Raw genomic sequence first — 26,619 nt, 5'->3', positions numbered from 1 at the left:
TACTCCAGTTAGACATGCCTTTACTTGTTAAAAGCAACGTTAATGATGCCACCACCAAGGCAGTGCTCACCAATGTAAAAGACAACGGATTGCCCTGGTGTAATCGCACGTTGAGGTTCTTTAAAACTGACTTCAACACGACCATCGGCTAATTCTGAAATCGTACATTCTTGGTCCGGCTGACGGTATCGGCATTTCGCCATACAAGTTAGCGGCATGTTTGGCTTTTCACGCGCGACCCAATCGAAGTTATCTGCGATAAGATGCGTTTTAAACAGAGATTCGTGTTGGCCACCTTGTGTGACAACCAGTACGTTACGCTGAAGGTCTTTTTCTACTACATACCATGGCTCATCAGGGTATTTTGATAGCCCACCTATGCCTAAGCCTTGGCGTTGGCCAATGGTGTGATACATCAAACCGTGGTGCTTGCCAATGATGTCGCCCTCCAGCGTTTCAATATTACCTGGCTGGGCAGGTAAATATTGCTCAAGGAAATCTTTAAAGCGACGTTCGCCAATAAAACAGATGCCTGTGCTGTCTTTTTTATTGTGAGTAATTAAGTCGTACTCTTCGGCAAGGCGGCGTACCTCTGGCTTTTCAAGTTCACCAACAGGAAAGAAGGTGCGACCAATTTCATCTTTACCAACCGCGTAAAGGAAGTAGCTTTGATCTTTGTTGTTATCAAGGCCTTTCAAAAGTACTGGCTCGCCATCTTTTTCACCACGACGAACATAGTGACCAGTGGCGATGTAATCTGCGCCAAGCTCAAGGGCATACTCTAGGAAAGCTTTGAATTTGATTTCTTTGTTACACAAGATATCAGGGTTTGGTGTGCGACCAGCCTTGTACTCTTCAAGGAAGTGCTCAAATACGTTATCCCAGTATTCTGCAGCGAAGTTTGCCGTATGCAAATGAATGCCTAGTTTGTCACAGACAGCTTGCGCATCTGCCAAATCTTCCTTAGCTGTACAGTACTCAGTGCCATCGTCTTCATCCCAGTTTTTCATAAACAAGCCTTCTACTTGGTAGCCTTGTTGTTGAAGCAATAGGGCAGAAACAGATGAATCGACACCACCGGACATGCCGACGATAACTTTAATGGATGCGTTTGGGTTTTCTTTACTCATGATTGCTCTCTAATAGTTGAAACGGGGTAAAGGCCCGTCATTAGAATAAGTGTCGTATTGTATCTGAACGCTTGATCAAGATCTTTATTTTGCTTCCAAGTGATGATTATTAATCATATTGATAGGGAAGTTTTGACCATTTTCAAAGTCGTTGATGCATTCCAAGATCAGTGGGCTACGCTGCGGGTGTTGCTCAATTTCCGCTCTTGTAAACCAGTCTGCACACAGGATGTCTGGATCTAGACTATCGGTCATATGACCGACTGGGCGGCAAATAATGCAAATCCGATGGTACGTATCGGCTCCTGCATAAGGGGTGAAGGCGTACATGCCTAAAATCGCTGTCGGTTCAACTTGCCAGCCTGCTTCTTCCAGCGTTTCTCTGATCACTGCTTGTTGGAGTGACTCACCGTTTTCCACGTGCCCGGCTGGTTGGTTGAGAACGATCTGACCGTCTTGTGTTTCTTTGACCATTAGATAACGGCCGTTGTCCGCTATGAGGGCGGCGACGGTGAGATGAGGCAGGCTTTCGCGCTTTTTCTCGTTCAAATTCTTTTACCTGTGCTGCTAATGTTTCAGTGGGTTCTACTGTTTCATAGGTGCCCACAGGGATATTTTCAACCGAGTAGGGGCCAATCGCAGCACGAATCAGACGAAGTGTTGGAAAGCCAACATGGGCCGTCATGCGACGTACTTGTCGGTTTTTTCCTTCCGTAATCTGTAACTCAATCCAACTAGTCGGGATGTTGGCACGCTCACGAATGGGAGGCGTTCGTTGCCAGATATTGGGCGCCTCGATGCGTTGGCACTTAGCAGGTTTGGTTAGCCCGTCTTTTAGTTCAACGCCTTTTGAGAGTTGGTCAATCGCCTCTGCGGTGATGTCACCTTCCACTTGAACCCAATAGGTTTTTGGCATTTTGAACTTTGGCGAAGCAATTAAATGTTGTAGTGGGCCATGATCTGTCAGTAACAGCAATCCTTCTGAGTCATAATCTAAGCGCCCTGCTGGATAGACGTCAGCAATGTCGACATAGCTTGCAAGAGTGTCTTTATCGCCGTCATGAGTAAATTGACTAAGGACTTGGAAGGGCTTATTTAGTAGCAGTAGCATCTTAATACTTGAGTGGTTTATTTATAAAAAGAGTGTAGACGCCAAAAAGCACCTAAGGCGCCCATCATACCAAAGGTGCTTGCGTGTTCACGACTTTTAAAATTCTTTAAGCCGTCAGTTAAGAGCGAGCTATCCTATGTTTAAGCAGTTTCCGCTTCGCGCTCTGTCACAGCGGAAGTCGCTTCTGATGTAATAGGAGTGATTTCAGTTGCGTGCAAACCTCTTTTGCCCGGCGTCACGTCAAACGTGACGGCTTGGCCGGCCTTTAGCGTCTTGTAACCTTCAACGTTGATCGCTGAATAGTGAATGAACAAATCTTCTTCAAAACTGTCGGATACTATAAAGCCGTATCCTTTTGCGTTATTAAACCATTTAACGGATCCACGATGCATGAGTCACTCCTTCAATACTCTTTAGGCCCGATTAGCCGAACCGCAAATAAGCGTTGTAAACACATTCGTTGCAATCTATGAGGCCAAAGATCTGTTAAACTCCGTATAAATTTACAGGGTTTAATTGTTTGACTTTTAACCACACTCTAGTTGAGCGTAGAACCCTATCGTGGATTTGTAAAATTCTTATTGTTTTCCAATTTCTGAGTAATCGGGCATTGTGAAAATGCAAATTAACGTGAATATTTGTAGTGTTTGAGGTCCCAGATGTTTGCATCGGAGCAAATTAAGCTAAATTTAGAGGACGATGATATCGGGCATTCATCTGTTGCCATTGCGCCAGATGAAACCGAACTTAAGCCACCATCCATGTATCAGGTGGTACTGTTTAATGATGATTACACGCCAATGGATTTTGTCGTGTTTGTTCTTCAGCGCTTTTTTAATATGGATGCAGAGAAAGCCCAGCATGTAATGATGGAAGTGCATACCAAAGGTAAAGGTATTTGTGGCGTTTACCCATTTGGTATTGCAGAAACCAAAGTAGCTATGGTGCAGCAGTTTTCAGAACAAAATGAGCACCCCCTAATGTGCGACTTGCAACAAGTCGAATGATTTCAAGAGAGGGATAAGCGATGCTAGATAAAGAACTAGAACAAACCTTGAATAATGCCTTCAAAGCCGCTCGTGATAAGCGTCACGAGTTCATGACAGTTGAGCATTTACTGCTGGCTTTGATTGACAATACTGCAGCGTCAAAAGTGCTTGAGGCTTGTGGTGTCACCTTAGAAACTTTGAGCAAGGAGTTAGAAGAGTTCGTCGACAGCACCACCCCTCTTATCCCGGAAGGTGATCAAGAGAGGGAAGTACAACCAACTCTTGGTTTTCAACGCGTGCTTCAGCGTGCCGTCTTCCACGTTCAATCCTCAGGGAAACGTGAAGTGACTGGTGCGAATGTTCTTGTAGCGATGTTCAGCGAACAAGAAAGCCAGGCCGTTTATCTTTTGCGTCGTCACAATGTGGCTCGAATTGATGTGGTTAACTTTGTTGCCCATGGTATTTCAAAGTTAGGGAATGCTTCTTCTCAAGAAGATTCCGTTGAGCATGATGATGAGGATGGTGAAGACACAGCTAAGGCACCACTTCAAAAATACGCTACGAACTTAAACGAAGAAGCCAAGGCTGGCCGTATTGATCGATTGATTGGTCGTCAATACGAAGTTGAGCGTGTAGTACAAACCTTATCTCGCCGTCGTAAAAACAACCCTTTGTTGGTTGGCGAGTCTGGTGTGGGTAAAACCGCTATTGCTGAAGGCCTCGCTAAACGTATTGTTGACGGTGAAGTGCCTGATGTTATCGCTGATGGTGTGGTGTACTCACTGGATCTAGGTGCACTGTTGGCGGGCACTAAGTACCGTGGTGATTTCGAAAAGAGACTTAAGCACTTACTTGGTGAGTTGAAAAAACTACCAAACGCGATTTTGTTTATTGATGAAATTCATACCATTATTGGCGCAGGTGCTGCTTCTGGCGGCGTGATGGACGCATCGAACCTATTGAAGCCAGCATTGAGCTCTGGTCAATTACGTTGCATCGGCTCTACAACTTTCCAAGAGTTCCGTGGCATTTTTGAAAAAGACCACGCCTTGGCTCGTCGTTTCCAGAAAGTGGATGTGAACGAACCAAGTGTTGATGATACCTACGAAATTCTTAAAGGCATTATTGGCTCATTCGAGGAGCACCATAAGGTCAAATATGAAGATGCTGCATTGAAGGCTGCTTCTGAGCTAGCACAGCGTTATGTTCCTGACCGTCATATGCCAGATAAAGCAATTGATGTAGTGGATGAAGCGGGAGCGTTTCAACGCCTTCAGCCAGAAGATTCTCGCAAAGAAACCATTACCGTCGAAGACATTGAAGAAATCGTTTCAAAAATTGCTCGTGTGCCAGTGAAAGCGGCTAATTCGGATGACCGTAAGGTACTGGGCAATCTTGAGCGCAACCTGAAAATGGTGGTGTTTGGGCAAGATGGAGCGATTGAATCCTTATCTGATGCAATCAAATTATCTCGTGCTGGTTTGAAAGCAGAGCAAAAGCCAATTGGCTCATTCCTAATGGCGGGCCCAACTGGTGTTGGTAAAACCGAGGTGACACGTCAATTAGCTAAAGCATTAGGCCTTGAGCTTATTCGCTTCGATATGTCCGAGTACATGGAGCGTCATGCTGTGTCGCGTTTGATTGGTGCGCCACCAGGCTACGTAGGATTCGACCAGGGTGGACTTCTAACGGAAGCGGTGACTAAGAACCCTCACAGTGTCGTGTTGCTTGATGAGATCGAGAAAGCTCACCCTGAGGTGTTTAACCTTCTGCTACAAGTAATGGACCACGGTACGCTTACAGACAACAATGGTCGTAAAGCCGATTTTCGCAATGTTATTCTGATCATGACGTCTAACGCGGGGGCAGAAGTGCTGGCTAAACGTTCAATCGGCTTCTCATTGCAGGACAATTCAACTGACGGAATGGAAGTTATTAATAAAACATTCACTCCTGAGTTCCGTAACCGTTTAGATGCAGTGATTCAGTTCAAACAGTTGGACGAACAGGTGATCTTCAATGTGGTTGATAAGTTCCTTGTGGAGCTTCAAGCGCAACTTGACTCGAAAGGTGTCATGATTGAGGTCAGCGATACAGCGCGCGGCTGGTTGGCGAACAAAGGTTATGATCGTCAAATGGGTGCTCGCCCGATGGCGCGCGTGATTCAAGAATACTTGAAAAAACCATTGGCGAATATGATCTTGTTCGGTGATTTAACCGAAGGAGGTGTTGTATCGGTTTCTCTAAATGAAGAGAAAGACGAACTGGATTTCTCTGTACGTAAAGAAGCGGTGAGCTGTTAATAGCAGCTCACCGGTTACTTTGCTTTCGTCTGCTTTAGAGACGCAAACGCCGCTTAACCAGAGGTTAAGCGGCGTTTTGTTTTGCGTTATCGTTTTAAATTAACGAGAACGGTAAACGATGCGACCTTTGGACAAGTCGTAAGGTGTTAACTCGACCTTTACTTTGTCACCAGTCAAAATACGGATATAGTTTTTGCGCATCTTACCTGAGATGTGCGCTGTCACAACGTGACCGTTTTCAAGTTCTACGCGGAACATGGTATTTGGAAGGGTATCGACAATCGTACCTTCCATTTCAATGCTGTCTTCTTTTGCCACAATCAGTGTCCTGTTCTTAATTAAGGTTAAGCATGGTCTCGCTATTTAGGCTAAAAATAGGCTTGTGATTGGCGAGTTTGCTAAAATTTCGGCGGTATTTTGCCCAAAATACCCTAAAAAAGCAAATTTAGTCTAAAGCTGCTCCAACTTTACGTGCGTATTTTTCCGCTGCAAGATGTTTCAATCTCTTGTTTTGGCAGGGGGGATTGACATATTGCTTAAGCATCGTAATAAATTCCTCCTTTGGTAACATCTTAGCCCCTAAAGAAACTAAATGATCTGAATGCACTTGGCAGTCAATGAGTTCAATTCCAAGTTCAGGGGCTAAATGGCAAAGTTGCCATAGGGCAACCTTCGAGCCATTGGGCTGCAATGAGAACATTGATTCTCCAAAAAACATATTGCCCATTGCAATACCATAAAAGCCCCCAGCTAGCGCGCCATTGAGAAATACCTCAATGGAAAATGCGTAATCTTTGTGATGTAGCCTTGTATAAGCCTCAATGATGTCATCAGAGATCCATGTGCCCTCTTTTTCCGCTCTTAGGTTGCTGCAGAGTTTGATGGTGTTATGGAAGTCGTGGTTTACACGACAGGTCCAGTGTTTATTACGAATGGATTTTAGCAAAGAGCGGCTTGCGTGAAAGTCCTTTGGTTTCAATGTGCATCGATCTAAGGGATGCCACCATAAAATGGGATCAGGATCGCTGTACCATGGAAAAAATCCATGTTGATACAAGTGAATTAAACGCTCGGGCTTCAGGTCTCCTCCGACAGCCGATAACCCCTCAGGCTCTAACAGAGCCTTGTACGGGTTTGGTGTGTCGAAGGGGGATTCTGTCAATATGACCAGTTCCTGCGCATCATTTTTTCTATTGTAAGAGTTATCCTGCATGAAAATTCTTCTAAATGCCTTTCGAGTGTGCGTATTATCCATATTTTTTGTCGTATTTTACTAGGCTTAGTCTTGTGATTGCCTTGATAAAGCGTTTTTTTCTGATTGTGCATACTTGTAGTATAAAAGCTGCGTTTTTTGAGGGCCTGATATGCTGTTTCTGTCATTTAGACATAAATTAAATTCAAAATTTGCAAAAAAAACTCAAAAAAAGTGCTTATAGAGCTTGACCAGCAAAGGAAAACTTGGTTTTAATCAAGTTAGTTCAAAACGGTGAGAAAAAAAACCAATCGCACTGTGAGTCATGAACTAAAATTTTTTTAGTGTTGTGCTTATGTCACAAAACTGAAATTGATAGGTTTTAATATACCTGAGTCGTTGATTTGTCAGCGTTTCTTTGAATAGGTAGTAAAGCCTTTCAAGAAGGTCTTGAGACCGAACATATATAATTAAAGGGGAATCTTGAATGAAAGCGATTAAACTTGCTTCTGTTTTCGCGGTATCTGCTGTTGCGGCTGCTGTTTCTACATCTACTTTTGCTGCTGAGCCGGTTTTCTCTGGTGAAGCGGGTATCGAATACACTAGCTACTATGGTGAATCGAAAGATACTGGTGATCTTGCTGATGGTACAGATCTTGGTGAAATCGAACTTTCTGTTGATACTGGCGTTGTTTACGCTGAAGTAGAAGTGAAAACTACTGGTGATGACGAAGGAACAGACATCAACTTTGAGAAACTATACGTAAAACAAGGCGCAGTATCTTTTGGTCGTTTTGATGGGTCCGTAGCAACAGGTTCATTCATGGGTATGGATGAGTTATACGGTGGCGTTGACCTTAAGACAGCTCAAGGTGATACTGATAATACAGGTCTTCGTTACAAAGCTGCACCTGGTCTAACTATCGCTCTAGAGGCAACTACTAACTCTTCAGATGATTCTGATGTAGGTGCAGCAATCTCTTATGTTGCTGATCTAGGCGCTGCAAAAGTTGGTATCTCTGGTGGTGTACTAGGTGATGCAAATGCAGTGAACGTTGGTGCACAATTTAATGCTGGCCCAGCAACTTTCTCTGCTAACTACGGTGTTGGTGAGAAAGGCACTGACACTACTACTGATGTTGAGCAAATCACTGTTTCTGCTCAGCTTGCAGCAACAGATGCGTTGACTTTGACTCTTGAATATTCAAGCGATGAAGAAAACGATATGGACGGCACTTACTTCGTAGCCGAATACGCATACGGCGATTTAACTTACTACTACAAAAACTACAACGGTGACCTAGCTGCTGACTCAAGCACTAATGGTGCAGAGCAACACACTGTTGGCGTGAAAGCTTTCTTCTAAGATTTCCCTATCTTAGCAAAAGCGAAAGCCAGCCCTTCGGGCTGGCTTTTTTTATGGTAAGCTTGCATCCTAACATTGGCTTAATACATTGGAAGGTGGCTTTTGACACAAGCAGAGCGTGAGTCTGTACGATCACTGATCTGGGGGACATTTGCAAAGCAAGCAGCATTCATTGCCGCATTATTGTTTTTTATATTTTTTGCTTTGGCGACATATAGTTACAATCCAGATGATGCAGGGTGGTTTTATTCAGGTAGTGGTGGCTTGACAGCCAACTCCATGGGGCCAATTGGTGCTATTTTATCTGATCTTTTGTCTGCTTTTTTTGGTAGTTTATTTTACTCATTACCTATTCTATTTCTTGCTGTGGCTTTCATCTTATGGTGCAACCCTCATAAAATGATTCCTGCGAATAATGCGATTCTCTGTTGTACAGGCAGTATTCTCTACCTAACATCAGGCTCCGCCTTATGCTTTTTGCATACGGTTGGGAATATTTCTCTTCAATTTGGTGCGGGAGGCATATTAGGGCAGGCCCTTGGGCAGCTTCTTTACCATTGGATTGGATACGATGGAGCGACGCTTGTTAGCTTGGCTATATTTCTTTTAGCAATCACCTTGCTTGCCCAGATTCACTGGTCCCTACTATTGGAATATATCGGTGAGCGTGCAGAGTTTATTTTCCTAAAAGTTGCTAATGCTCTAAAACGTGGTGGAGACGAAAGAGACAATGAGCAGGCTGAAACCAAAACGACCACAAAGAAAGTTAAGGCAAGAAAGTCAAATACTTCTAAGACTTCTGATCAGGCTCTTGATGAAGACGAGTTAGATAAGCCTGCTATTTTCCGCAAAAAACAACAGTTAGATACGCCTTCAATTGAAAATGAACAAACCGATGAAGAGTCATCGCTGAGTTTCTGGCATAGGGTTAAGAGCAAGTTTCAGCGACAGCGAGACGATGAGGCAGCAGCTAGTTCTGATAACCAGAAAAGAGAGCATCAAGAGCCAAGCTTTGCGGGTTTAGATGATGTGTCTTTTGATGAAGATAAGTTTGATTTCAAAGATACCCTCTATATCGAAGAAGACGATAAAGAGGTCCGTTTTGATGAGGTCTGGGAATCAACACCCAAAGCATCCCCTAAGAAAGCTGGGATAGCGAAAACTCAAGAGATGCCGATTGCTGAACAAAAATCCGATGACGATCAGTTTAATGTTCCATTGAGTCAAGACAGGGAAGATTATCAGCTAAGAGCTGCTGAGCGTGTTGAATCTAAATCAACGAATTCAGAGGAAAAATCTGCTCGTCAGCCACAGCCCGATTTAAGTATTCATAGACCGGCAGTAAAAACTCTTTCGGAAGCGAAACAATTAGACGGTTTAGGTGGTCCATACACCGAGGTTGAGCGAAGTGAAGCGGCTTATACTTTACCCGATAGAAGCGTGCTAACACCACCTAAGCCTAAAAAGGGTGGCTATACCGAGGAAGAGTTGCTTGATCTTTCTGCCTTGTTAGAGCAGCGTCTATTGGATTTCGGTGTTAAAGCGGAAGTGGTTGAAGTCAATCCTGGACCAGTGATTACGCGTTTCGAAATTCAACCTGCGCCGGGTGTGAAGGTTTCACGTATTACTAACCTCGCCAAAGACCTTGCACGCTCATTAAGTGTGATGAGTGTACGTGTTGTTGAAGTCATTGCTGGCAAGTCAACGATCGGTATTGAAATCCCTAACCAGCACCGAGATACGGTTTACTTCTCAGAAGTGATTAACACCCCTTTGTACGACAATGCTTCATCTCCGCTAACTTTGTCATTAGGTCACGATATATCAGGTGAACCGGTTGTGGTGGACTTGGCTAAGATGCCTCACGTACTTGTGGCGGGTACAACAGGCTCAGGTAAGTCTGTTGGTGTGAACGCCATGATCTTAAGTATGCTACTTAAATCAACGCCAGACGAAGTGCGTATGATCATGGTGGATCCGAAGATGTTGGAGCTTTCTATTTATGAAGGCATCCCACATTTGCTAACACCTGTTATCACGGACATGAAAGACGCGGCAAATGGTCTGCGTTGGTCGGTAGATGAAATGGAGCGCCGTTATAAATTGATGTCGAAGCTTGGTGTTCGAAATATTGCAGGCTTTAACAAAAAGGTACGAGAAGCGGCTGCAGCGGGCCAGCCAATAGAAGACCCACTTTGGACGCCGGAAATGGCGATGTTCTCAGAGGATGGGGTGGCACGAACCGTACCATATCTTGAGCCTCTGCCTTATATCGTGATTGTTGTCGATGAATTTGCCGATATGATGATGATTGTGGGTAAGAAAGTCGAAGAGTTGATTGCTCGTATTGCGCAAAAAGCTCGAGCTGCGGGGATCCATTTGGTGTTGGCCACTCAGCGACCATCGGTTGATGTTATTACGGGCTTGATTAAAGCCAATATCCCAACACGAATGGCGTTCCAAGTGTCATCGAAAATAGACTCACGAACGATCTTAGACCAGGGTGGTGCGGATCAATTGCTCGGGATGGGGGATATGCTTTACTTGCCAGCAGGTTTGCCAACTCCTATTCGTGTCCACGGTGCCTTTGTGTCCGATGAGGAGGTGCATGCCGTGGTAGAAGAGTGGAAAGCTCGTGGTGAGCCTGAGTACATCAGTGATGTGACAGTTAGTGCCGAAGAACTGAGCTCTGGTGGTGGCGGTGAAGATCAGGATCCACTTTATGACGAAGCCGTGAAAATTGTGATTGAAACGCGTAAAGCTTCTATTTCATCCATTCAGCGTCGATTGAAAATTGGCTATAACCGAGCAGCAAACTTGGTGGAAGCGATGGAGTCCGCTGGATTGGTTGGGCCGATGGGGACGAACGGTCAGCGTGAAATTTTAATACCTGAATAAGGTGAAAGGTTGGGCTAGGAGAAATTATGAAGCATTTGTTCGCAGTATTAGGATTTATGTTGAGTGCTACAGCTGCTGCGCAAACTGCAGCAGAGTCTTTGACAGGACTATTAGACCAGAATCGCAATATTGAAGGTGAATTTCGTCAGGTGACGAGTAATGAGCAAGGGGAAGCCGTACAAAAGAGTGAGGGTGTTTTCCTGCTTGCGGCTCCGAATCGTTTTGTTTGGGACACGATTACCCCTTTTCCACAGCGCATTCTTTCTGATGGTGAATGGGTTACGATTTGGGATGTGGATTTAGAGCAGGCAACGCGCAAGCCTTTTGCCGGTTCTGTCGGCAACTCTCCTGCTGCGTTATTGGGCGAATCAGCGGACGATGTGCTCAGCCACTATGAGGTAAAGGCGCTAGCTGGAAATACATACCAACTGTCGCCTAAAGAGCAAGAAGACTTATTTGATACGTTGACGCTATCATTCGACAATAAAAAGATCAGTGCTATGAGCATTAAAGATGTTTTAGGCCAGACAACGCTGATCGAGTTTGCCAATATTGAAGCGCATGATGGCGTATCAGAAAGCAACTTTGTAGTGAAGCTACCGGAATCGGTAGATGTTATGTTTGAGCAGTAAGCAATGGATGATTTATTTGCCGCGGACAATGTGAATCCCATGGCGCCTCTGGCTGCGCGTATGCGTCCACAGACATTGGATGAATACGTTGGTCAGCAGCATTTAGTTGGGGAGGGCAAGCCTCTGCGCAAAATGATCGAACGTCGTCAGGGGCATTCGTTTATTTTATGGGGGACTCCCGGCATTGGTAAAACTACCTTTGCGAAGCTTTTTGCAAATTCTCTGGATGCAAAATTCATTGAGTTGTCCGCGGTGATGTCCGGCGTGAAAGAAATTCGCGCGGCGGTAGACGATGCTAAACAATGGCGGCTCATGACACAAAAGGCCACCTTGTTGTTTGTGGACGAGGTGCACCGCTTTAATAAATCCCAGCAAGATGCTTTCTTACCGTTTATTGAAGATGGCACCTTTCTTTTCGTCGGCGCAACCACCGAGAATCCTGCTTTTGAGCTGAACTCTGCACTACTTTCTCGTGCCCGTGTTTATCGTTTGCAGACGCCAAGTGTTGAGGACCTGCAAGATGTGATGGGGCGAGCACTCGCTGATCCTAAGAGAGGTTTAGGCAAACGAGATATCCAGATTAGCGATCATCATTTAAACATATTAGCGCAAGCCGCAGATGGTGACGTGCGCCGTAGTCTGAACTTTCTCGAAATATTGGCTGACTTTGTCGAAGACGGTGAAACCATTACCGATGAGCAATTAGAAGATGTCCTCGGGGGAAGCATTCGCCGCTACGACAAAGGTGGAGATGTCTTTTATGACCAGATTTCCGCTTTTCATAAGTCCATTCGAGGTTCGTCGCCTGATGGTGCATTGTACTGGATGGCGCGTATGCTAGATGGCGGTTGTGACCCACTATATATTGCTAGACGTTTGCTAGCGATTGCTTCAGAAGACATTGGCAATGCTGACCCAAGAGCGCTACAGGTGGGTTTAAATGCCTGGGATATATTTGAGCGAGTAGGGCCTTATGAAGGTAATAGAGCCATTGCTCAGGCAGCTGTTTATATGGCTTGTGCACCCAAGAGTAATGCGGTCTATCGTGGCTTTAGCCAAGCACTAGAAAGTGTCAGAAATCATCCGAGTCTTGAAGTGCCAAATCACCTAAGAAACGCTCCAACCAGTCTTGCTAAGGACATGGGACACGGGGAAGATTATCGCTATGCCCATAATGAGCCTAATGCTTACGCCGCTGGCGAGTCTTATCTACCCGAGGAAATTGCCAATGAGCGCTATTATCAGCCTACTGATCGTGGCCTCGAGAAGAAGATTGGCGAGAAGCTTGCCTGGCTTGAACAACAGGACCAAGAGAGTCCAATACGGCGTTATGTGAAAGGAGAAAAGTAGCCATGATGTACCTTATGATTGCATTGGGGGGGGCGTTGGGGGCTGTATCTCGCTTTGCCATGGGAAAGTGGATAAATAGCTTCTGGCAAGCACAATACCCGATGGCAACCATGTCTATTAATATATTGGGTAGCTTTCTCATGGGGATTGCGTTTGTACTGATTAGCGAACGGTTGCCTAGTTTGGAGTCACTCAGACCCCTTATCATGGTGGGGTTTTTAGGTGCATTCACCACCTTCTCGACTTTTTCCTTAGAAATTGTGTCTCTATTGAACCAGCAGGCTTGGCTAAGTGCCTTAAGCTATTTATCATTAAGCTGTTTGCTGGGAATATTGGCATTGGCCGCAGGCATTAGCCTTGCACGAGTCTTCTAAGACCTGTCCTACGCAGTTTTCATTTTTTTAATTACATAAGGTTTTGTTGCAGCGATGTTAGACATTAAAGCTCTACGTGCGGATCCAGAAGCGATTGCCGCTTTATTGAAGAAAAAAGGCTTTGATTTAGATGTGGCGACTTTCTCAAATTTAGAAGAGCGTCGCAAAACAGTTCAAATTGAAACAGAAACGCTGCAGCAGTCCCGTAACTCCGTATCGAAAGAAATCGGTGCGGCGATGAAGGCTGGTGACAAAACACTAGCAGAACAGTTGAAGGCAAAAACAGCGACACTAGGTGATGATCTTGCGGCTGCGAAAGTGCAACTTGATGACATCCAAGCGCAAATGGATGCACTGCTAGAGAGCATTCCAAATATTCCACATGAGTCTGTGCCAGCTGGTACAAGTGAAGACGATAATGTTGAGATTCGCCGTTGGGGTGAGCCACGTACATTTGATTTTGAAGTCAAAGACCACGTAGATGTGGGGACAGCGCTAGGCATGCTTGATTTTGAAATGGCGGCGAAAATCACTGGTTCACGCTTTGCAGTGATGCGATCTGATCTTGCTCGTTTGCACCGTGCGTTGATTCAATTCATGTTGAATACGCACATTGAAGAGCATGGTTACTCTGAAATCTATGTGCCTTACCTAGTGAATGCTGCGTCTCTACGTGGTACAGGCCAGTTGCCTAAGTTTGAGCAAGATCTATTCAAGGTGCCAGTAGACAAAGACAGCGGAAACAGTGACCTTTACTTGATTCCAACAGCTGAAGTGCCAGTAACAAATATTGCACGTGATGAAATCTTAAACGACGCAGATTTGCACCAGAAATATGTTGCACACACACCATGTTTCCGTAGTGAAGCGGGCAGCTATGGTCGCGATACTCGCGGCATGATCCGTCAGCACCAATTTGAAAAAGTGGAGCTAGTGCATATCTGTCGTCCAGATCGTTCTACTGAAGTATTGGAAGAGTTGATTGGCCATGCTGAAGCCATTCTTCAGAAGCTTGGTTTGCCTTACCGCACAGTAGTGCTATGTGGTGGTGATCTTGGTTTCTCAGCTCACAAAACCTATGATATTGAAGTATGGCTTCCAGGTCAGCAGAAATACCGTGAGATCTCATCTTGTTCAAATATGTGGGACTTCCAAGCACGCCGTATGCAAGCCCGTTGGCGTAACCCTGAGACCGGTAAGCCAGAGTTGGCACATACGTTGAATGGTTCTGGTTTAGCGGTAGGTCGTACTTTGGTCGCGATCCTCGAAAACTACCAGAATGCCGATGGTACCGTGACAGTGCCAGAAGCACTGGTGCCATATATGGGCGGTAAAACACAAATCGGTTAAGACGATTTGGTTTTGTATTGTCAAAGGCCCCGTATGCGGGGCCTTTCTATTTGAGATAAGAAATATATGACTGGTAAAGTATATTTAATCGGTGCGGGGCCGGGTGACCCGGACTTGTTAACGATGAAGGCTCATCGTTTATTAACTGCAGCGGATGTGGTGCTTTATGATCGTCTAGTGGGGGAGCAAATCATTGCGATGATCCCAGAAACAGCTGAGAAGCTGTACGTTGGCAAAGCCAAATCGCTACACAGCTTGCCTCAAGAAGAAATTAACGCGTTGTTAGCGGTGAAAGCCAAAGAAGGAAAGGTGGTTGTTCGCCTAAAGGGCGGCGATCCATTTATTTTTGGACGAGGTGGCGAAGAGCTTGAAGAGCTAGTCAGTGAAGGAGTGCGATTTGAAGTGGTGCCCGGTGTCACAGCGGCTGCAGGTTGTGCTGCCTATGCTGGCATTCCTCTGACTCATCGTGATTACGCGCAATCGGTTCGTTTTCTAACTGGCCATTTAAAAGATGGGACGACAGAACTGCCTTGGGATGAATTAGTTCATCCAGCGCAAACACTGGTTATCTACATGGGGCTTACTGGTCTTGAATCGATTAGCCAGTCATTGATTCGCTTTGGGATGCGTCCTTCTATGCCGGTGGCGATTGTTGAAAAAGGCACGTCTAACGATCAGCGAGTATTTACCTCGACAATAAAAGACGTTCATCAGGTGGCAATCGATAATGAAGTGAAGTCGCCAGCCCTGCTTATTATTGGTGAAGTGGTCACACTGCAAGAAAAGCTTTCTTGGTTTGGTCAGTAATATTAAGGTATTACTAAAAATAAAGGCAGCTTATCGCTGCCTTTGGCTTATTCGCTATAAGCAATTAGCGGGCTTGGGTAAGCCTGCAATCTTAGCCGCTAACTTTGGCGGGCTGCCAGGAAATAGCTTCATTAGATAAATGCTCTTGCCTTTATCTGCTCCCAGTTCTTTTGTAACAGCTTTTACCAGTGGTCGCATGGCTGGGGAGACTTCAAACTGCTCGTAAAAATTTCTTAAAACGCGCAAGACTTCCCAATGGGCCTCGGTTAATTCAAGCCCTTCTTTTGTGGCAATGGATTCGGCTAACGCTTCGCCCCATTGGCTTAGGTCTAATAGGTAGCCTTCTTCGTCAAATTCTATATTTGTCATGCTGTATTACCAAGAGACTATTTTTGAGTGCTGTTGTGTGAGCCCAACCCAATCAAGATCTGAGATGCTATTACCGATAGATGGTTTTAAACCGTAGGCCTCTAGATCTTGTTGGCGAAAATAGATGGATACTTTTTTCTGAGAAAGGGTTTCTAGTGTTGGCGCTTGAGTGGCTAGGCGAAGAACACCTGCTTCAAATAGAAAAACAGCATCGCCCTCGTTTAAAGACTCGATCCAGTCTAGCTCCACACTCTGAGGATATTGGCTCTGATTAATCTGATAAAGTTTCATGAGAATCCTTAAAAGCGATGGATGTGTTGATGCTGCTCGAGCATGTCGATCCAAGCTTCCTGAGAAATAGCCTGTACGCCAGTCCAGAGTGATGTGCCGAATGCTTTAATTTCAGCCTCTTTGACGTAGATGTTTTCAATGTCGTAGAACTCAAGTCCATCTAATAGTTTATATAGATGTTTGCCTTGGCGCTTACTTGGCGTTTGCTCTTCGACTAAAAGAGCTAGTGCATCGCCTGTGATCGCAATCGAAACAGACTGTTCAAATGTGCCGAAAACTAAGGCTAAGTCTAGTGCTTCTTTGAGGCTTGAGCTTGTATACGGTGAACTAGACAGATAAATCAGAGTGCTCATGCTATTTGAACCTCACAATGCGATCAGATTCAAGCGTTAGGCTAACTAAGCTGCCTAGGCCTTCGAGTTGGTAGCCGTCTGCCAGGTTGAAATGTTCTACTTCATGGCGCTTAGCTTCGGCTTCATTTAGCAGACCTCTGCGAAGTGCTGCGGCGATACACACATAAAGAGGGATGTTGCGCTGTTTAGCAAAGACAGACCATTCGTCGCGAATATTGCATTCATCCCGCGGGGGCATGGCCAAGCTCGAGGCAATGGCTACGGCTTCTTCGTAAAAGAAAATGCCTTGAATAGTATTATCGCCATTGGCAACAGCCGCTTCAGCAAAGTCCAAAGCGCTATGGCATGCTCTACTTGCGGTAGGGCTTCCTGTAATTAAGAGAGAGTAATTCATAGGTTGCTTGTAAAATAAAAAGAATTTTACACACAAAAAAGGCCGCAGTCTGCGCAATGCTGTTCACTTAAGAAAAAAACAGCATAATTAGTTAAAATCCAGTAACCATCAGGCTACTGGATTTTTTTATGCCTCTTCACCAAACCTTGCTTGAAATCGACGAACTACACCAATTCTCAGACCAAAGTACTTTTACTCAAAACATCCCTGTTGAATGGGTCGAATCCGCCCTTACGCTCACTCAGAGTGCAACCATTCGTAGGCGGCGATTACCATCAGATCAGGTGCTTTGGTTAGTGTTAGGCATGTCGCTCTTCAGAGATGAACCTATTGCTGATGTGGCACGACGTTTAAACATCTGCTCCCAAGGCTTGGCTAATGACTGTTTACTAGCAAAAAGTGGCATTTCTTCCGCTCGCCAGCGGTTAGGTCCCCAGCCTCTTGAGTGGTTATTTCGCAAAACAGGTTATCACTGGGGAAGTGAGCGTTACCCAGCAGATGACTGGAATGGATTGCAAGTTTTCGCTGTTGATGGTGCGTTGTTCCGAACGCCTGACACGCCCGAGTTACGAGAGCACTTTGGGTCTGGTAACACCTCGACTAACCGTCAAACACCTTATCCTATGCTAAGGCTAGTCAGTCTTATGAATACAAGGTCTCACATCATGCTTGATGCCCAAATCAGTCCCTATCGCAAAGGTGAAATTCGAATGGCTGAGAACTTTGTATCTCGTATCCCTGACCACTCTGTAACACTGCTAGATAAAGGTTTTTGGGGAGCCGACCTTTTGCTCAGCATCAATCGTGACAATGACAATCGCCATTGGTTAATCCCTGCTCGTAAGGGATTGGTTTATGAGGAGGTTGAGCAGTACAACTCACGGGATAGATTACTGCGCATGAAGGTCTCAGATCAGGCTAGAAAACGCAATTCAAGCCTACCTGAATACTGGGATGTCCGCGCTGTGACTTATGAAATCAATAAGGTTGAGAAGACGGTTTATACTTCCTTGCCCTATGCGAAATTCAATACAGAAATGGTGAGCAAGTTATACCATGAGCGCTGGGAAATCGAACTAGGCTTTAGAGATATCAAAAGCTCAATGAACAATAATGCTCTCACTCTTAGAAGCAAGAAGGTGGAACTGATTTATCAGGAGGTTTGGAGTTTATTACTAGCCTACAATGTTGTAAGGCGTGAAGCAGGGCAAGTAGCCATTGCTTATCAGAAATCCCCAAGTGAAATAAGCTTTAAGGCGGCATACTGCTATATTGCGAGTCAGCTCATTGTGATGGCACAAGCACAACCAGTATCAAAGACAGGAACTCGCTTAGCTCACCTAAGATCAGGTATTGGAGAGTTGTGTATAAACTACCGTTCTAGGCCTTCTAGACCTAGGACGGTAAAGATAAACAAGACCCGTTATCCGGTGAATCGCAATGCTGCTCCCCTTAAGTGAACAGCATTGCGCAGTCTGCGGCCTTTCGAAATCTCTTAGGTTGATTAGTCGTCGCTAGCCATACCGAAAAGAGAAAGAAGGCTTAGGAACATGTTGTATAGAGATACATACAAGTTTACCGTTGCCATAATGTAGTTGGTTTCACCTCCACGAATGATCTCGCTAGTTTGTAGCAAAATCACTGCAGCAGAGAACAGAGTGAAGCCTACAGAAATAAAGATTTGTAGGGCTGGAAGCTGAATGAAGAAGCCAGCAATCATAGCGAACAGCAGGGCAAAGAAACCAACTGTTAAGAAGCCATTCAGGAAGCTGAAATCTTTCTTAGAAACAATCGCGTAAGCAGACAGACCTAGGAAAGATAGACCTGTAGTGCCTAATGCGCTCATGATCATTGAAGCGCCATTAGACATGCTTAGGTAGGCGTTCAGTATCGGACCGAGTGTCAATCCCATAAAACCTGTTAGAGCGAAGACACAAAGTAGACCTAGTGCACTGTTTTGACATTTGTGTGTCAAGAAAAGTAGGCCGTAAAAACCAACCAATGTGATGATTAAGCCTGGGTGCGGCAAATTCAAAGCCATACTTAGTCCAGCGGTAAATGCACTGAAGAGCAAAGTCAATGATAGTAGGCCATACGTATTACGCAGCGTCTTGTTGGCCGCTTGGGACGTATGTGTCGAAAGGGCATCAGTGTAACGCATGATAAGGTTCTCCTAGTTAGATTATCCTGTTACATAAGACTAACTATGCGGGCGGAAGTTCCAAACTTCAATAAATAATTTGTGTGTTTGATGTACAAATAAAAACGCCCACATATAAGTGGGCGTTATTGAGAAAAAGAAATTAACTAAACTAAGACGCTACAGCGGATTTATGTGTGCCGGACGCTTGTTTAGTTTTATGTTTATCTACTTGACGTGCGAGCTTGTCAATCATGCCATCAATAGCGTGGAACAGGCGATCCTCAGAAGAGGCGGTGGCAAACAACTCTTTGCCAGGTAAATGTATTCGAGCCTCAGCTTTTTGTTCTTTACTGTCTTGAACAAGCGTCACGTTGACAGATGTGATTTGGTCACTAAGTTTAGCAATTTTGCCCATTTTCTCGTTGATGTGTTCTTTAATTGCTGGGGTGATGTCGACGTGGTGTCCAGTAATATTTATTGTGTACATACAACTTTCTCCTCAGTAAAGTTGGCCGATTTTCGAGCCAGAAAGAACTCTAGCTTCGCGGCACAATTCCAGCATAGGAGTCATATTTTTTTCTGTCAACAGCATTTCATTGTAAAGAAATGTGCTTGTCATGATTCTATGAATGAGTTTTCTTGGGTGCTTGATTATGAGGAGAAAAGAGAGTTATCGTGCTAAAAGCTTTGCTGTTTGGTAAACTAATTCACCGCGAACGATTTGGTCGAGTATATGGCTGCCCCTGATTTTTTGTTACCTGTCTCGTTTAACCTTGCATGTGAGCTTGGATTAGAAGAAAGTGTTTTGCTGTCCTATTTGCAGCAAAAGGCCCATCATCTTGGTAATCGCCAGATGAAAATTTCTCATCGCGAAATTGTTGATATGTTGCCTTTTTGGACAGCGCCATATGTTGTACGCTTGTTATCAAGCTTGCAAATGGCGCAACGCTTACAATTCCAGAGAACTGAGCTAGGATTGGATATCATACTGGATTCTGTAGTAGATCGGTCAACAAGCAGCCAACGAGGGCCTACCTCTGAAAAAACTGAACGCTCTGTTCCGGGTTCTGACGATGCGCTTAGCAAGTTGTCTCGTTTACAGAATGAAGCGGTTGCAAAGTCTCCTGCTACTCCTCAATTTACACAGCGCAATAGAGTGGCACCAGATTCAACCGCTCCACCTGCAGCTTCCCCTAGAGATCGCAGAGGGTTATCAGATTTTGATTTGTACTTAGAGGCAAAAGAAAGAAATCGTCAGCCTGATCAATGGCTACCAGAAGAAGCGACATTTGAGCAAATTCAGCAAGCAGGTATCGAAAGGAACTTTGCGGAGTCTCTTATGGCTGAGTTCTTATTGAGAATCAAAGAGCAGCGCAAAAATGTTCGTACCTGGAACAGCGAGTTTTTTAAGTACGTGAAACGTCAATGGCAATATAAGCAATCGGATCGACAGTCCTATGAAGGAACCGCAACCTATACAACAAATGCTAAATCCAATCGCGAGCAAGTTAGCAGCGCCCTCACCAACATCCACGACACAGACTGGTGATGGTGCAGAGCAAGCAGCGACCGAAGCTGAGCAGCGCACGCGAGTTCTGGTCAATATGTTGTTTGCTCGTTTCAAAGCAATCTATACGCACAAGTTTGCTTCTGCTTATGCTACAACTGAAGAGGTTAAGCTGGCGAAGCGAGAGTGGGCCATTGCATTAAAAGGCTTTCAAGAGCCGTTGTTGGCTTATGCAGTAGAGCGAACCAAAGAGCGTTACGCTTGGCCACCGACCATTTCTGAGTTTCTTGCAGTTATCCAAACAGCATATAAAGCTTATGGTTTGCCAGAGCCGAGGCAAGCATATTTAGAAGCGTGTAGTTGCCGACATAATCCAAGGGAAAAGCATTGGAGTCATCCTGCAGTGTATTTTGCTGGGTCAGAAACAGGTTGGCATGCGTTGAGTACAGAAGAGGAGCGAACAACTTGGCCGTTGTTTGAAAAGCATTACACTCGTCTGGTAGATAAAGTAATTAATGGTGAAAAGCTTATCATTCCTAAGCCTATAATGATTGAAGATAAGTCAGCGCCCGATGTTGAGTCTTTGCTAAAAGCAATATCTGACAAAGTCAACTTAGACGAAAGTGATATTGCGCCACATCTTTATTATCTGTACAAAACGAATGGGACTAAAATTCGTACCACTTATCGTGAAAAAGCGCAAAAAGCGCTTAAACTGTTAGGTTATGAAGGCGAGTTGCCTGCGTAGAGAGATGTGAGTTTTATTGTTCTTATGCTGCAAAATTACAAATAGCTACGAATAGCTACGAATAGCTTCGTTAAAGCCCAAAGCTTTACTGGTCGGAGTTAATTGGGCTTACAAAACACTACGCTAAGCTGCACTGTGAATGCTTTTCGCAAAGATTCGTAAACGGTAATATAGCCGCGAGTGTTTGATGTTTTAAATGAGGTATAGATGCGTAAAGTTCTGATCGTCGATGATCACACGGTTGTGTGTGAAGGGATAAAGCGTGTCATTGAGGACATCAATGGAGTTCATGTTTGGGAGACAGTTCACAGTGGTGAAGAAGCTCTTCAGGCTCTCCGTAAAGATAAAGTAGATGTCGTTTTGATGGATGTTCATATGCCTGGTATAGGCGGTCTTGGTGCTACGCGAGAAATTAACCGTCTTTATCCCGACACAAAAATTATTGCCCTTTCTGCAATAGATGATGCTCCATACCCTTCAAAAATGTTAGAAGCTGGCGCCAGTGGTTACGTGGCTAAGGGCTCAGATATGTCTGAGCTAATTGAGGCTCTTGAAGCGGTATTGAAAGGTGAACAGTATCTTTCTCGAGTTGTAGCGCAAAAAGTTGCTTTGGCAAAAACCTCTAAGGAGGGGCATGAATCACCATTTGGTGGCTTATCTGATAGGGAGTTGCAAGTTGCTCAAATGATAGTTGATTGCGTCAAGACAAAAGAAATTGCGAGCCGTCTAAATGTCTCTGACAAAACAGTCAGCACCTTTAGGAAAAGAATATTTACTAAGCTTGGTATAGAGAGTGACGTTGAGCTGGCACGATTGGCTATGCGTTACAACGTTCTCGGGCTCGTTTAAGGTCTGTTTGTGTCACAAGAGTTTGATCCAAAGCATTTTGTACAAAATCTAACGACACGCCCTGGCGTGTATCGAATGTATGGCAAAGGTGCATTGCTGTACGTTGGTAAGGCAAAGAATCTAAAAAATCGTGTTTCGAGTTATTTTCGAGCATCAGGCTTAACGACTAAAACCATGGCATTGGTAAGTCGTATTGATGACATAGAAATCACGGTTACCAAAAGTGAAACAGAAGCATTGCTGCTTGAGCAAACTCTGATCAAGCAACACCGTCCGCCTTATAATATTCTGCTTAGAGACGATAAGTCGTATCCTTATATACTCATTTCTGATCATCAACACCCTGCGATTTTATTCCGCCGTGGAGGTAAAACCAAAGAAGGTAAGCTCTACGGTCCTTACCCAAGTGGTGTTGCAGTCAAAGAAAGCCTAATAGCCATGCAGAAGGTGTTCCGTGTCCGACAATGCGAGGACTCTGTATACGCCAATCGAACGCGACCTTGTCTTCAGTATCAAATTAAACGTTGTTCTGCTCCTTGTGTTGCTCTTATCAGTAATGAAAATTATGCAGAAGATGTTCGCCATGCCAGAATGTTTTTACAGGGTAAGAATCACGAGTTAACCACTGAGTTGACTGAGCAGATGACGGATGCGGCGAAACAGATGGAGTTCGAGCGTGCTGCAGCGTTGCGTGACCAGATGATTCAATTAAAGCATGTTCAAGAGGAGCAACATGTATATGGTCAGTCTGGGGATGCGGATATCATCGCAGCACTTATTCAGCCTGGTGGCTTTTGTATCCATGTCATGATGGTGCGCCAAGGTAAAGTAATTGGCAGTAAGAGCCACTATCCTAAAATGCCAATCGAAATCAGTGAGTCTGAACTCCTGTCCTCCTTTATTGCGCAGCTTTACATCGGTGGTATCCAAGAGTTGCCCAAGTCTCTGATACTTAGTCACCCCGTTGATGATCAAGAGGCCATTGAGAATGCATTGTTTGAAACCTCGGGCAAAAAAATTGAGCTAACAGCGAATGTGAGAGGACAGCGCGCGCGCTGGTTGGAATTAGCTAAGCTTAACGCTGAACAAGGGCTACAAGCGCGTTTAACGGATAAGCGAAATCATTACAGTCGAATCACTGCTTTGCAAAAGGTGTTAGGCTTTAAAGAGCCACCTTTGCATATGGAATGTTTTGATATTTCTCATTCTTCTGGGGAAGCTACCGTTGCCTCTTGTGTTGTGTTTGGCGCAGAAGGGCCTGATAAAAAACGTTATCGCTCTTTTAATATTGAAGGTATTGAGCCAGGCGATGATTATGCCGCCATGCATCAGGCTTTGACACGCCGTTATAAACGAGTAAAAGAGGGCGAGATTTCAGCTCCTGATGTACTACTGATTGACGGTGGTAAAGGCCAGTTAGCACAGGCTCAAAAAGTGTTGGCTGAGTTAGGGTTGCCAGATATTTTCTTACTGGGTGTCGCTAAGGGTGATACACGAAAGCCTGGCTTGGAAACCTTGTACATTGGTTCAAAAGAGGATGAGGTTGTTTTGCCGCCGGACTCTTCTGCTTTGCATTTGATCCAGCACATACGTGATGAGGCGCACCGCTTTGCGGTCAAAAGTCATCGCCGCCGCCGTGACAAGAAAAGACGACACTCTGTTTTGGAAAATATTCCTGGAATAGGTCCGAAGCGACGCAAAGATTTATTAACGGCATTTGGTGGTTATCAAGAGTTACTTGCGGCATCGCAGGAAGATATCGCAAAAGTGAAAGGTATCGGAGGAAATAAAGCACAAGAGATATACCTCTACCTCCATAAAAGTTAAGCTTACCCAGTCCCTTAAGTATTGGTGATTCTTTTAAAAGGCTTTTATGAACATTCCAAACTTACTTACGTCTTTACGTATTTTTCTCATTCCTATTTTAGTAATTGTCTATTTTTTGCCGTGGGAAGGTCGCTTCTATGCGAGCGCCGCTATTTTTGGTATCGCAGCGATCACAGATTGGTTGGATGGTTTTCTCGCAAGAGCTTTGAATCAATCAACTCCGTTTGGTGCTTTTTTTGATCCTGTAGCAGATAAGGTAATGGTTTCAGTGGCTCTCGTCGTTTTAGTCGCTGAATATAATAGTATTTGGATGACCTTAGCCAGTGCTGTAATTGTTGGTAGAGAAATTGTTATTTCTGCGTTGAGAGAGTGGATGGCTGAAATGGGCAAGCGTGCCAGTGTGGCAGTATCCTTTGTAGGTAAAGTGAAAACCACCATGCAAATGATGGCTATTTTTGTGTTGCTGTATAATCCTCCTGGAACTGAGTGGGCAATATTGGGTCTTGGTATTCTTGTGGTGGCTGCTCTGCTGACCTTGTGGTCGATGTTCGTTTACTTAAAAGCGGCTTGGCCTGAGCTGACCTCTAAATAGTTGATTAAAGCTTAGTCATTGTTGTATAAGGATTAATCTTTATTGAGCAGAGGGTATTGGTTTTTGAAAAAAAGTCGTTAAGTTAAAAATTTATTTGGCATTTTTGCTTGACGTCCTACTCAATTCCTATAGAATACGCTCCATCTTTTGAGACGCGGGAATAGCTCAGTGGTAGAGCACAACCTTGCCAAGGTTGGGGTCGCGAGTTCGAGCCTCGTTTCCCGCTCCATCTCTTAAGAAGTACTGATTGAGGCCGGATGGCAGAGTGGTCATGCAGCGGACTGCAACTCCGTGTACGCCGGTTCGATTCCGACTCCGGCCTCCAATTCAGAACTAAGCCCGGGTGGCGAAATTGGTAGACGCACAAGACTTAAAATCTTGCGATAGAAATATCGTACCGGTTCGATTCCGGTCCCGGGCACCATTTGGTGCCTTTTTTTGTTTTTGTACCTCCTGTTAATTCCTCTCAAAGTCTGCCATATCAAGGCTTTCAGCTAATCTCTCTCATTGTTCTCATATACAAACTCTGATTGCTTTATGCTATCTTTTTTGAAGTTTTGCACCGAAACTGCTCTACAGACTCTGTCAGCTGCATTAGTTAAGCTACTCATCTGGCTGAAGGCCTGATCTTATTGTTTAAAGGCTTGCTTTACACGAAGGTGAATGAGGCTTTTTAGTCGATGCGATTCCTGAATAATTGATTTTTTTCTACTCACACATTCTGCAGTGTCAAACAGCATTCCTTCTATTGTCTTACAGCGCAGGGAGATATTGGTGGCCTCATTCCCGCCGTTCAAATCAACCCCCAAATTATTCAATGTTTCAACAGTATTTGTAATGGTTTGTAGGCTTGAAATGATACGTGTCCTAACCTCTTCAGGTATCGGGTTATGGGCGCTATGGTTGTAAATTCCTGATGGCTTTTCTGCTTCCGATAATACACGTGCAGACTCTTCTAATAGAGTTTTTATGAGCTCAGCGGTTATGGCTTTATAGGTATGATGTCTATCTCTCCATTGCCAAGTCCTAGCATATTTATTGACCATAATTAGCAAAGCAAGAACGGATACACTAGTTAAGAAATTACCTGCAGTGCTCCATAACTCAATTGATAGGCCAAGAGAGGTAGCTAGGGCGATAAATGCTCCAAACATTATGCCAGTAAGGAGTGTTACTAACTGTGAGCTAAGAAAATGATTGAGCATTATCGTATTCAGTCCTTGCAAGTATGCTCAAATGTAGAACAACGGATTGTAAAGCACGTTAACATTATTAGTTCCTTCTAATGTCAGTAAATTGTACAGATTTTGGATGATACTATAGCTCTTACGGATCTCACACATGTTTTGGGTAAAAAATGGGCTAAGATTTAAAGTTGACTGAATCTAATAGTTAAATGCTCTTAAAAATGATTGTTTAGAGGTTCAAGTCATAGCCTTGCAACATTTCTACGATCTGCAAGTGTTGAGTTAATTAATATGGGCGTTGCTCAAGATTCTCAAAATATTGGTGCGGTTTTAGTGGTGATCAGTGACATTGCCGCGCAAGCCAATCTATTGGCTTTGAATGCAGCTATTGAGGCGGATCGGGCAGGAGTACAGAGGCGAGATTTTGCATTAGTTGCAGATGAGCTCTGTAATTAAGCTAGATAAAATCAAACGGCTCATTCGCCGAATGCGGTGGCTACATTTGTCGATGCTATCATCACTGCAGTGATGTGTTGTATTAATCAGTGTATTACATTCATAAGGAGCGGTATATGGCAAGTGGTTGGGCGCATGACGACGCAGTTCAAGATCAAATTGATGCAACCGTTAACTCAGCAGTAGAGCGCGCTCGTAGCCGTCTAACGGTCGGGGATAGTCTTGAATTTTGTGAAGAGTGCGATGCTGAGATTCCTGAAAGACGCCGCCAAGTGATCCCTGGAGTGCGTCTGTGTATTACTTGTCAATCTGAGTTTGAAGACCACGATAGGGCAAGCAGCCTATACAATCGAAGTGGCAGTAAAGACAGCCAGCTACGTTAGTATTTTTGCATTCGCAAA

At 44.5% G+C, this 26,619-nt stretch carries 30 protein-coding genes and 3 tRNA genes; 20 read left to right on the top strand and 13 right to left on the bottom strand.

Annotated elements, in window-relative coordinates:
• Positions 1-20: 20 nt before the first annotated feature.
• From mnmA to ACXAC1_RS01565, 4 genes are all read right to left on the bottom strand, one after another.
• Complete coding sequence (gene mnmA / locus ACXAC1_RS01580) at positions 21-1,130, bottom strand: tRNA 2-thiouridine(34) synthase MnmA (RefSeq protein ID WP_475058017.1); 1,110 nt, start codon at positions 1,128-1,130, stop codon at positions 21-23.
• Between the two features lie 84 nt (positions 1,131-1,214).
• Positions 1,215-1,604, bottom strand: a complete 390-nt coding sequence (locus ACXAC1_RS01575; protein WP_475058014.1) for an NUDIX domain-containing protein — start codon at positions 1,602-1,604, stop codon at positions 1,215-1,217.
• Positions 1,537-2,241 (bottom strand): pseudouridine synthase, encoded by a 705-nt coding sequence (locus ACXAC1_RS01570; RefSeq protein ID WP_475058012.1) that lies wholly within the window; start codon positions 2,239-2,241, stop codon positions 1,537-1,539. The genes ACXAC1_RS01575 and ACXAC1_RS01570 overlap by 68 nt, the downstream gene beginning before the upstream one ends.
• 140 nt (positions 2,242-2,381) lie before the next feature.
• Positions 2,382-2,633: a cold shock domain-containing protein gene (locus ACXAC1_RS01565; RefSeq protein WP_475058010.1), complete on the bottom strand. Its 252-nt coding sequence runs from the start codon at positions 2,631-2,633 to the stop codon at positions 2,382-2,384.
• Between the two features lie 267 nt (positions 2,634-2,900).
• On the opposite strand from ACXAC1_RS01565, the gene clpS reads away from it, so the two are divergent.
• Both clpS and clpA read left to right on the top strand, forming a co-directional pair.
• The gene (gene clpS, locus ACXAC1_RS01560) at positions 2,901-3,248 is read left to right on the top strand and encodes an ATP-dependent Clp protease adapter ClpS (protein WP_133560522.1); all 348 of its coding nucleotides are present in this window, start codon (positions 2,901-2,903) and stop codon (positions 3,246-3,248) included.
• A gap of 20 nt (positions 3,249-3,268) precedes the next feature.
• Positions 3,269-5,533 carry an ATP-dependent Clp protease ATP-binding subunit ClpA gene (gene clpA / locus ACXAC1_RS01555; protein ID WP_475058008.1) on the top strand — a complete coding sequence of 755 codons (2,265 nt, stop codon included), beginning with the start codon at positions 3,269-3,271 and terminating at the stop codon, positions 5,531-5,533.
• Positions 5,534-5,632: 99 nt separating this feature from the next.
• Here the strand turns inward: clpA and infA are convergent, their stop codons facing one another.
• Complete coding sequence (gene infA, locus ACXAC1_RS01550) at positions 5,633-5,851, bottom strand: translation initiation factor IF-1 (protein ID WP_055461515.1); 219 nt, start codon at positions 5,849-5,851, stop codon at positions 5,633-5,635.
• Between the two features lie 127 nt (positions 5,852-5,978).
• The gene (aat, locus tag ACXAC1_RS01545; RefSeq protein WP_475058005.1) at positions 5,979-6,746 is read right to left on the bottom strand and encodes a leucyl/phenylalanyl-tRNA--protein transferase; all 768 of its coding nucleotides are present in this window, start codon (positions 6,744-6,746) and stop codon (positions 5,979-5,981) included.
• Positions 6,747-7,212: 466 nt separating this feature from the next.
• Here aat and ACXAC1_RS01540 point away from each other — a divergent pair, with 466 nt between their 5' ends.
• The 7 genes from ACXAC1_RS01540 (at position 7,213) to cobA (ending at position 15,502) form a co-directional block, all read left to right on the top strand.
• Complete coding sequence (locus ACXAC1_RS01540) at positions 7,213-8,091, top strand: hypothetical protein (RefSeq protein WP_475058003.1); 879 nt, start codon at positions 7,213-7,215, stop codon at positions 8,089-8,091.
• Positions 8,092-8,193: 102 nt separating this feature from the next.
• Positions 8,194-10,989, top strand: coding sequence for a DNA translocase FtsK (locus ACXAC1_RS01535; protein ID WP_475058000.1), 2,796 nt, complete (start codon positions 8,194-8,196; stop codon positions 10,987-10,989).
• 26 nt (positions 10,990-11,015) lie between these two features.
• Positions 11,016-11,621, top strand: a complete 606-nt coding sequence (gene lolA / locus ACXAC1_RS01530) for an outer membrane lipoprotein periplasmic chaperone LolA (RefSeq protein WP_475057998.1) — start codon at positions 11,016-11,018, stop codon at positions 11,619-11,621.
• Between the two features lie 3 nt (positions 11,622-11,624).
• The gene (locus ACXAC1_RS01525) at positions 11,625-12,971 is read left to right on the top strand and encodes a replication-associated recombination protein A (RefSeq protein ID WP_475057994.1); all 1,347 of its coding nucleotides are present in this window, start codon (positions 11,625-11,627) and stop codon (positions 12,969-12,971) included.
• Positions 12,972-12,973: 2 nt separating this feature from the next.
• Positions 12,974-13,345, top strand: a complete 372-nt coding sequence (crcB, locus tag ACXAC1_RS01520; RefSeq protein WP_475057992.1) for a fluoride efflux transporter CrcB — start codon at positions 12,974-12,976, stop codon at positions 13,343-13,345.
• Between the two features lie 54 nt (positions 13,346-13,399).
• Positions 13,400-14,695 (top strand): serine--tRNA ligase, encoded by a 1,296-nt coding sequence (serS, locus tag ACXAC1_RS01515; protein WP_475057990.1) that lies wholly within the window; start codon positions 13,400-13,402, stop codon positions 14,693-14,695.
• Between the two features lie 66 nt (positions 14,696-14,761).
• Positions 14,762-15,502, top strand: a complete 741-nt coding sequence (gene cobA, locus ACXAC1_RS01510; protein WP_475057988.1) for a uroporphyrinogen-III C-methyltransferase — start codon at positions 14,762-14,764, stop codon at positions 15,500-15,502.
• Between the two features lie 54 nt (positions 15,503-15,556).
• On the opposite strand, the gene ACXAC1_RS01505 is transcribed toward cobA, so the two are convergent.
• From ACXAC1_RS01505 to tusD, 4 genes are read right to left on the bottom strand one after another with little or no spacing between them, the layout of a single operon-like run.
• Positions 15,557-15,871 (bottom strand): TusE/DsrC/DsvC family sulfur relay protein, encoded by a 315-nt coding sequence (locus tag ACXAC1_RS01505; protein WP_475057986.1) that lies wholly within the window; start codon positions 15,869-15,871, stop codon positions 15,557-15,559.
• Positions 15,872-15,877: 6 nt separating this feature from the next.
• The gene (locus ACXAC1_RS01500; protein WP_475057984.1) at positions 15,878-16,162 is read right to left on the bottom strand and encodes a DsrH/TusB family sulfur relay protein; all 285 of its coding nucleotides are present in this window, start codon (positions 16,160-16,162) and stop codon (positions 15,878-15,880) included.
• A gap of 8 nt (positions 16,163-16,170) precedes the next feature.
• The gene (locus tag ACXAC1_RS01495) at positions 16,171-16,515 is read right to left on the bottom strand and encodes a DsrE family protein (RefSeq protein WP_475057981.1); all 345 of its coding nucleotides are present in this window, start codon (positions 16,513-16,515) and stop codon (positions 16,171-16,173) included.
• Position 16,516: 1 nt separating this feature from the next.
• Positions 16,517-16,909, bottom strand: a complete 393-nt coding sequence (tusD, locus tag ACXAC1_RS01490) for a sulfurtransferase complex subunit TusD (protein WP_475057979.1) — start codon at positions 16,907-16,909, stop codon at positions 16,517-16,519.
• 128 nt (positions 16,910-17,037) lie between these two features.
• Between tusD and ACXAC1_RS01485 the strand changes: the two genes are divergently transcribed.
• A complete protein-coding gene (locus ACXAC1_RS01485; RefSeq protein WP_475057654.1) occupies positions 17,038-18,369 on the top strand; it encodes an IS4 family transposase in 1,332 nt (443 codons plus the stop codon).
• A gap of 44 nt (positions 18,370-18,413) precedes the next feature.
• On the opposite strand, the gene ACXAC1_RS01480 is transcribed toward ACXAC1_RS01485, so the two are convergent.
• Both ACXAC1_RS01480 and hpf read right to left on the bottom strand, forming a co-directional pair.
• Complete coding sequence (locus tag ACXAC1_RS01480; RefSeq protein WP_475057977.1) at positions 18,414-19,070, bottom strand: Bax inhibitor-1/YccA family protein; 657 nt, start codon at positions 19,068-19,070, stop codon at positions 18,414-18,416.
• 151 nt (positions 19,071-19,221) lie between these two features.
• The gene (gene hpf, locus ACXAC1_RS01475; protein WP_133560492.1) at positions 19,222-19,539 is read right to left on the bottom strand and encodes a ribosome hibernation-promoting factor, HPF/YfiA family; all 318 of its coding nucleotides are present in this window, start codon (positions 19,537-19,539) and stop codon (positions 19,222-19,224) included.
• A 246-nt stretch (positions 19,540-19,785) separates the two neighbouring features.
• Between hpf and ACXAC1_RS01470 the strand changes: the two genes are divergently transcribed.
• The 8 genes from ACXAC1_RS01470 (at position 19,786) to ACXAC1_RS01435 (ending at position 24,999) form a co-directional block, all read left to right on the top strand.
• Positions 19,786-20,601, top strand: coding sequence for a DnaT-like ssDNA-binding domain-containing protein (locus ACXAC1_RS01470; RefSeq protein WP_475057974.1), 816 nt, complete (start codon positions 19,786-19,788; stop codon positions 20,599-20,601).
• The gene (locus ACXAC1_RS01465) at positions 20,537-21,307 is read left to right on the top strand and encodes a replication protein P (RefSeq protein WP_475057971.1); all 771 of its coding nucleotides are present in this window, start codon (positions 20,537-20,539) and stop codon (positions 21,305-21,307) included. The genes ACXAC1_RS01470 and ACXAC1_RS01465 overlap by 65 nt, the downstream gene beginning before the upstream one ends.
• A gap of 207 nt (positions 21,308-21,514) precedes the next feature.
• Positions 21,515-22,156, top strand: coding sequence for a response regulator (locus ACXAC1_RS01460; protein WP_475057968.1), 642 nt, complete (start codon positions 21,515-21,517; stop codon positions 22,154-22,156).
• Positions 22,157-22,165: 9 nt separating this feature from the next.
• The gene (gene uvrC / locus ACXAC1_RS01455) at positions 22,166-23,983 is read left to right on the top strand and encodes an excinuclease ABC subunit UvrC (protein WP_475057966.1); all 1,818 of its coding nucleotides are present in this window, start codon (positions 22,166-22,168) and stop codon (positions 23,981-23,983) included.
• Between the two features lie 46 nt (positions 23,984-24,029).
• Positions 24,030-24,575 (top strand): CDP-diacylglycerol--glycerol-3-phosphate 3-phosphatidyltransferase, encoded by a 546-nt coding sequence (gene pgsA / locus ACXAC1_RS01450; protein ID WP_475057964.1) that lies wholly within the window; start codon positions 24,030-24,032, stop codon positions 24,573-24,575.
• Between the two features lie 154 nt (positions 24,576-24,729).
• Positions 24,730-24,804 (top strand) — tRNA-Gly (locus ACXAC1_RS01445).
• A 22-nt stretch (positions 24,805-24,826) separates the two neighbouring features.
• Positions 24,827-24,900, top strand: a tRNA-Cys gene (locus tag ACXAC1_RS01440).
• Positions 24,901-24,912: 12 nt separating this feature from the next.
• Positions 24,913-24,999, top strand: a tRNA-Leu gene (locus ACXAC1_RS01435).
• Between the two features lie 205 nt (positions 25,000-25,204).
• Here the strand turns inward: ACXAC1_RS01435 and ACXAC1_RS01430 are convergent.
• On the bottom strand, positions 25,205-25,780 hold the full coding sequence (locus ACXAC1_RS01430; protein WP_475057961.1) for a hypothetical protein: 576 nt from the start codon (positions 25,778-25,780) through the stop codon (positions 25,205-25,207).
• A 273-nt stretch (positions 25,781-26,053) separates the two neighbouring features.
• On the opposite strand from ACXAC1_RS01430, the gene ACXAC1_RS01425 reads away from it, so the two are divergent.
• Positions 26,054-26,218 (top strand): methyl-accepting chemotaxis protein, encoded by a 165-nt coding sequence (locus ACXAC1_RS01425; RefSeq protein WP_475057959.1) that lies wholly within the window; start codon positions 26,054-26,056, stop codon positions 26,216-26,218.
• Positions 26,219-26,334: 116 nt separating this feature from the next.
• Positions 26,335-26,601: a DksA/TraR family C4-type zinc finger protein gene (locus ACXAC1_RS01420; protein WP_475057957.1), complete on the top strand. Its 267-nt coding sequence runs from the start codon at positions 26,335-26,337 to the stop codon at positions 26,599-26,601.
• The last annotated feature ends 18 nt before the right edge of the window (positions 26,602-26,619 follow it).

Source organism: Marinomonas sp. AWM4_232, assembly GCF_056158325.1.
Note: the sequence above shows the minus strand (reverse complement) of the source record. Positions and strands in the feature narration are given on the sequence as shown.